Raw genomic sequence first — 6,345 nt, 5'->3', positions numbered from 1 at the left:
GGTGGTTTTAGCGGTGGGGCTCACCTGTTCCCATTCCGAACACAGAAGTTAAGCCCACCAGCGCCGATGGTACTGCGAATAGCGGGAGAGTAGGTCGCCGCCAGTCTTTTTTTAAACCTCATACATTCCTGTATGAGGTTTTTTTATGCCCATACACCAGGGATGAGTTATCAGTGATGAGTGATAAATGATGAATGATAAATGATGGTGTGAAGTTCAATATTCAGTATTCTTATCAGCGGCGGTATAAAGCGCTCCCGAGGGCATCCGGGTTATCCGTCTGCCGGTTATGTTATCTTCTCTTCTCTTGTTACCTCTCTGTTCTTTGCCTTTGTTATCCAAAAGGGGGAAACAGGCCGCTTCTACGGAGCTTGATGCATCGTGGAACGTTCTGCTATGAACCTACCGCCCCTACGGGGCTTAAATCCGACTTGCTGTAATGGGAAGCTGCAAACAGGCGGCTGCCATGGTTTTTTTTCTGCCTTACTTTTCTAAATGATGGTACACCAGGCATTATACGATACTCTGACAGGATGCGGGTCTTTTATCAGATGGCAATATCCATCAGTCCGGATGCAGGTCCTTGGACAGCCGCCGAAACCACCCGCAACCATCATAGCCCCGATAGCAGCGGCATCCTTTTTTTTGCCCCGGGAAAAGCCCGGCAAAAAAAGATACAGCGGATAGCGGGAACAAGCTCCTGAAGTCAATTCAAGAATCAAGAATCAGTTTCTTATTTAACAGATAATTCTGCTGATGAAAGGTACGATACAGGATTTTTAACTGAGGTTTCTCAGACCGCTGACTATCTCTACAGGTACTTATGCCCATCTGTTAGCATTTGTAATTTATTATCCTTACGGGTCATTATCCTTTATTCATGTTTTAGCGTCCCCATATTTTTACAGGGCACTGATGGTGAAAACAATCCTGCTGCTGTAAGTGGCTGCTGGAATGGTAACCGATACGCCGGAAAGCTGCAGCTGTACGGGGATGTTGGTATATGATGCCAATGCAAGAACTGCTGTGATTCTGAATAGCTCGACGTCGGTAGTCAGGGGAATCGTGGTGTAGGTAGTACCGCTGGTAATGGTACAGGTGGTGCATGATGATGTGCCGTTTCCGGTTCTTCTTGCCGATAAAATGAGATTGGAATTCCATGAAGGATTTGCTTCATAATGCATACTTACTTTTCCGGTTCCCAACAGCAGCGGCACCGTTGCTGTGAGCAGAATCTCATTCGCAGCACTTTCATAGGTGCCGGAATAATTGTTGCCCGCTTCGGTAATTGCCGGAATACTGGCGACCCAGTTGGTGCCGGCCACCGTTAATGTGCGCTGGGCTTCTAAATGGCTGCTTAAGCACAGCAGCAGAGCCGCAGTCAGCATTCCGGTCAGGACTTTATAAGAAGATTTCATTCGTATGTTTTATTCTGTAATGGTATAAGTAATGACGACGGGCGTATTTGTTCTGGCTGTAAGATTGGCATATGTACTGGGTACGAGGGTTATGGTCAGCCGATGGCCGTTATTGGTCCCGTTTCCGGTAAAGGCACCGCCAATCCCGCTTATGATGGTTTGTGCTGCTGTCGTAAGAATAATCTGCCCTGAAGGTGTCCCCAGAGCACCGCCGCCTGAACCTGACGCTGCAGCTGCCTGGATCCTTAGATCCGTTCCTGGGATCAGCTGATTGACGGATGCTGTAATTCTCCGTGCGGCTCCTGCGGGCAGGATAGCGGAAGTATAATTAATCCACTTGACAGTATTGGCTGCCGGGGCTGTTATGATATTTCCCGCTTCGGAAGGGGCAGTATAATTTAAACTGATGGTTCCGGCAGGTTCCACATCCATCAGCGTAACTACGGGAAGTGTTACGTTCACAGTCCTGTTTCCTGTAGTCTGCGAAGTCAAACGGCAGGTAAGGCATAAGCCGGTTAAAATGATCAGTTTTGTCTTATTCATTTTGATTTCTGTTTGCATGGTAAGTTACCCTGACGGGTTCTTGCTGGTATTTTACCTCGCCTGATTGTTTTATGACGTTGAAAATCACTTTTTGTACATCGGAAGGCTCCAGGTCAACCCGGAACTGATCGACTGGTATTTTATACCTTTTATCAAGCCCGTTCCTGTAAATCTTTACGGTCCACGGCCCGGGACGCAGGTAGGTGAAATCAAAGCTTTCTTCCATGGCTACCATTTTCCGATAGGTCTGGGATCCGTTTGATGCTTCGACAATCAGATGGTCTTTTTTTCTGTCCTTTTTTTCAGCAGTAAGCTGTATAAAATCCTGACGGTTGTTCTCCGTATATCTTACCGATCCTTGTATATTGGCTGCACCCGTTAATCCGAAATTATAAACATTTTCTTTGTTGACCAGGTGCAGCGAAGCGGGAATATTCACGTCCGGAATATCATGGAGGCCTGTGGTGGAGCGGTCGATTTCCAGGGTATAATGTCCCGGAACTATATTTTTGAACATAAAATTTCCGTCTTTATCCGTGACCGACACATGATTTCCCAGCATGAGCCGGATTCCCTCGGTTTTCCTGACACCAAGATTACTGATGGTTCCGGAAAGGCTTGTATAATCTGCGGTTTTCTGCGTGGGTATATCCAGCCGCACAGTGTAGCGCAGGGAGAAAATAAAATCCTTATTGCCCAATTCGCCGCGCTGCAGGGTATACCGCCCGGAAAGATCCATCTCATGACCGGGAAGAATCTGCTGGCGGAACAGCAGCTCAAAGAGGTTACGGTCTGCAAAATATTCTTCAGGCATATAATTGTTCTGATAAAAAAGGCTGAAGCTGGTTTTCCCGGAAAAACGGCTGGTGATACGGGCTCCGTAATAGACCTGCTTCTGATGTGGCATCTGATACCGGGAAGTCAGGGCGTAGCTGCCATAGAGATAGAATGAAGTCCTGAATTTCTCAAAACTGATACTGGCGGTATAAAAGCTGGAATTCCCTGCATCGGATAGCAGGTAATTGTCTGTTTTTCCAAACTGTCCCTGCAGATTGAACTGGAATATTCCCACCTGCTGATCAGCTGTTATTCTGAAGAACGTTTCTCGGTAATCGAATTCCTTCGGCATCATCCGGTCCTGATACCGCTGAAATCCGTTATACAGCATCAGTGATCCGTTCTTAGAATACCGGTACTGGAGTCCGTACTGAAGGTAATTACGGTAAGGCGCCGCAAGAAATAATGTATCCCGCTGGAAATTTTTGGCATCCTGTACATAATTGGCCATAATGCTGATTTTTTTGGAAAGCTGGTATTGCAGGTTTCCGTTGAACGTTGCTGTGTTATTAAAATAACCCGCATATTCAGGACTTGTATGCATGTACATCAGATTCCCGTTGAGTTTGTTGAAGCTGGCAACACTTTGTACCATAAAAGCGTTTCCGCGGGTTGCACGGGTTTTGCTGTAAGAGGCTTCCGCAGAAACCTCAATATTCTTATGAAGCCTGAATTTTCCTGTGATATAAGGCAGACGGGCATTGGAATCCAGCCTGAAGGTAGAGAAGCTGATTCCGGAATTTGCCGGTCTTGGGACTTTATGCAGGTATCCGGCTGTGATTTCGGATTCCCTGGCAATCCTGTATTTCAGATAACCGTTGAACTCTTCTTTGATGTCCCTGAAGAATCTCGGATGATTGTAGAAACCGCCAAAACTGAACCGTTCTGCATCTACACGGATTTCCGCACCACGGCCATACCGGGCATATTCGGTGATGTAGGAAGAGGAATAATTTTTATCACCGAGGTGAAGGTATATATTTTTTCTCCTGTAATTCAGGAAATATTCTTCGTAGGGTGTAAATGAATTAAATTCCACAGGGTTTTTAGTTACGGCATGAAATTCCAGGAGGTTCTTCCCTTCTTTATCAAGGCTTCCTTTCCCGTAAATTTCTCCCTGGAAGCCATCCTGATTATTTCCCCGGTTCTGCATTCCGGTAAAGGCCAATGATGCTGACACCGGAAGCCTGTGAAAAGCATCCGCTTCAACAGGTTTTACAGGAATCACCCGGATGCTGGTATATATGCTTTGCAGTTCTTTCAGGTCTTCTGCAGAGTAAACAGAAAGACTGAGATTCTGGTATTCATCTTTTTCCAGTTCCGGAGGGGTATTTTTCGTTACGGTAATAATTCTTTCTTCTCCTGACTGCAGTGTAAAAGTGGCAGTTCCGTCAAGTACTGCATTTTTGCTCTCCAGGATCAGATGTTCGGGAATATTTCCGCTGTTCTTTAAAAGGAAGGTGGAAACAATGGCTTCCCCGGCCTTTACAAACTCAGGAGCACTGAGGGCTGATAAGGAAAGCTGTCTTTTTCCTGAGACCGCAAATGCGGACCGGAGTGAAAATTTTTCACCGGTGCTCTTTTCAGTGCCGTACAGCTGCAGAAAATAAGTACCCTGAGGAGCTGCGGCTGCAATTTTTACAGGAACAATGTATACTGTGCTGTCCCGGCCCGGAATCTCTATCTCTCCCCGGGAAAGCAGGGCGGAGATAAAGGGGCCTGATGTTGCCACCTCTGTTTCATATCTCTTTTTTTCAGCCGTATGATTCACGATCATAAAGGAAACAGAAGCTGTGGTTCCCGGTAGCAGAACATCTTTGTCAACAGCCTCTTTTTTCTGTGAACAGATGAATACCGGGAACAGGAAAAATAAACAGAAAACACAGCAGTTACTCATTCTTTATTTCCAGTTCCGTAGTCAGAGCGAAAGCATTATCATCGTCATCGGCAGCCACCAGCACAGCACTGTACTTTGAAGGTGGCATCTTCCCGATATCAATGGGAAATGACTTCGAGGTTTGCGGCAATATCCCCATGGCCTGACCGGAAAAAGTGCCTGTTTTCCGGCCTGTCCCCTTATTGTAAATTTCAATGGTTACCGTGGGTTTGCAGTATAGATTTCCTTTATTGGCAACAGCAATATTCAGCCATTGCCTTCCGTTCTGTTTTTCAATCTTTATGCCTTCAAATTTCAGATCCGGCCTTGCTTTCTCGGTATGTAGGTCGGTAATAATCTGGATGGCATATCGTATCACGGAGGTAATATTGATGCCTTGGGTGCTTTCATCAGGCCTGAGATCCTCCACCGGCTCTACCATAATCACACTCCAGTAGCTGCCGGGTTCAGAGACATGGTCTGGAATCGTAATTTCATAATAGACTTCCGTTTTTTCCTTTTCCCTGAGGGTTATCAGGTTGGTGTTCATCCTGATCCATCCCGCATTGCTTTTTATATTGCTGTGCGGTGGTGAGTAATAGAGGGTCCCGTCAGCCTGGTAGCTGAAATCCTGGAGAAAAAGCTTTACATTCTGGGATTGTTTGCCATTGTTTTCGATGGCAATTTTTCCCTGGTATACTTTTCCGTTTTCCACCTTATACGTATGGGAAAGCGCGTTCAGGACCACAATACCCGCTTCAGCAGAATAAAAGGGGAAGAAAGACAGGAGCAATAGGAGTATCGGCCTTATCATCATCATGTAAAGTTTGAGTTTATTGGTATGCGTGATACGGTACAAAAGGCTTTATCACAGCTTTTTTGACCGGTGATTCTTATCGCAGGTTATCAGAGTTGGTTGTTAGTTGTCTGAAATCGTATAGGTAACGGTGGCTACAGTGGTTGCGGTGGCCTGCAGGTCTGCATATACGGCTACACCGCCGGGGGCGCTTCCGGGTGCCAGGGAATAGGTCAGGTTATGGCCGTTATTAGCTCCGTTTCCTGTATAGGCGCTTCCTATTCCTGAAATCAGGGTCTGATCGGCCGCACTGAGGACAAGCTGGGCTGCCGGCACGCCCAGTGTTCCGCCGCCGGCTCCTGTGGCTGCAGCTGCGGTTACCCGGATGTCGATTCCCGGCACCAGGGCATTCAGACGGACGGAAACATTACGGGTAGGATCCGCAACGGATTTAATGGAAGAGTAATTCAGCCACAGGGTATTGTTGGCCGCATTGGCTACTACCGGATTACCGGCCTCCGTGGGCGCTGTAAATCCAAGCGTGATGTTTTTTGTAGCTGCCGGTTCTATATCTACCAGCGCTACTTCCGGTACGGAAATCGTAATCGTATGGTTGTCTGTATTGGTATCCTGTGCACTTAAACGGGCAGACAGTACAAATACGGCAACAAAGAGGAGAAGGTTGAAATTTGGTTTTTTCATGATAATATGATTTGATATTGTAAAAAATAATTGATCCGTTCGGCCATGAACTATTTTACACCCTCTCAAATTATCGCTTACTCTCAGTTACTTAGTATAAAATAATTCTGTCAATGCAATTTTCAACATTTAGGGAATAAAAAAATATGATTATGATCAACTTCATAAAAGAA

5 protein-coding genes and 1 rRNA gene are annotated in these 6,345 nt (G+C 46.1%); 1 reads left to right on the top strand and 5 read right to left on the bottom strand.

Annotated features, from left to right (window positions below; translation table 11 throughout):
- Nucleotides 1-106: ribosomal RNA gene (gene rrf, locus QZ735_RS11475) — 5S ribosomal RNA — on the top strand; the annotation flags it as partial.
- A gap of 796 nt (nt 107-902) precedes the next feature.
- Here rrf and QZ735_RS11470 read toward each other — a convergent pair.
- The 5 genes from QZ735_RS11470 to QZ735_RS11450 form a co-directional block, all read right to left on the bottom strand.
- Complete coding sequence (locus tag QZ735_RS11470; RefSeq protein WP_294248400.1) at nt 903-1,418, bottom strand: hypothetical protein; 516 nt, start codon at nt 1,416-1,418, stop codon at nt 903-905.
- 9 nt (nt 1,419-1,427) lie between these two features.
- Entirely contained in the window at nt 1,428-1,961 is a 534-nt protein-coding gene (locus tag QZ735_RS11465) for a hypothetical protein (RefSeq protein WP_294248398.1), read from the bottom strand.
- On the bottom strand, nt 1,954-4,695 hold the full coding sequence (locus QZ735_RS11460) for a hypothetical protein (protein WP_294248395.1): 2,742 nt from the start codon (nt 4,693-4,695) through the stop codon (nt 1,954-1,956). Before QZ735_RS11460 ends, QZ735_RS11465 begins: the two co-directional genes overlap by 8 nt.
- Entirely contained in the window at nt 4,688-5,494 is an 807-nt protein-coding gene (locus QZ735_RS11455) for a DUF3324 domain-containing protein (RefSeq protein WP_294248392.1), read from the bottom strand. The genes QZ735_RS11460 and QZ735_RS11455 overlap by 8 nt, the downstream gene beginning before the upstream one ends.
- A gap of 99 nt (nt 5,495-5,593) precedes the next feature.
- Nucleotides 5,594-6,172 carry a hypothetical protein gene (locus QZ735_RS11450; protein ID WP_294248389.1) on the bottom strand — a complete coding sequence of 193 codons (579 nt, stop codon included), beginning with the start codon at nt 6,170-6,172 and terminating at the stop codon, nt 5,594-5,596.
- Nucleotides 6,173-6,345: the final 173 nt, after the last annotated feature.

The organism is uncultured Chryseobacterium sp. (genome assembly GCF_913776365.1).
GTDB lineage: Bacteria > Bacteroidota > Bacteroidia > Flavobacteriales > Weeksellaceae > Chryseobacterium.
The sequence above is the reverse complement of the archived record's forward strand: the minus strand, read 5'-3'. Positions and strand labels throughout refer to the sequence as shown.

Excerpts from the sequence above, each read along its gene's own strand:
- QZ735_RS11470 (WP_294248400.1), bottom strand. The coding sequence starts at position 1,418 with ATGAAATCTTCTTATAAAGTCCTGACCGGAATGCTGACTGCGGCTCTG.
- QZ735_RS11450 (WP_294248389.1), bottom strand. The coding sequence starts at position 6,172 with ATGAAAAAACCAAATTTCAACCTTCTCCTCTTTGTTGCCGTATTTGTA.
- QZ735_RS11460 (WP_294248395.1), bottom strand. The coding sequence starts at position 4,695 with ATGAGTAACTGCTGTGTTTTCTGTTTATTTTTCCTGTTCCCGGTATTC.
- QZ735_RS11455 (WP_294248392.1), bottom strand. The coding sequence starts at position 5,494 with ATGATGATGATAAGGCCGATACTCCTATTGCTCCTGTCTTTCTTCCCC.
- QZ735_RS11465 (WP_294248398.1), bottom strand. The coding sequence starts at position 1,961 with ATGAATAAGACAAAACTGATCATTTTAACCGGCTTATGCCTTACCTGC.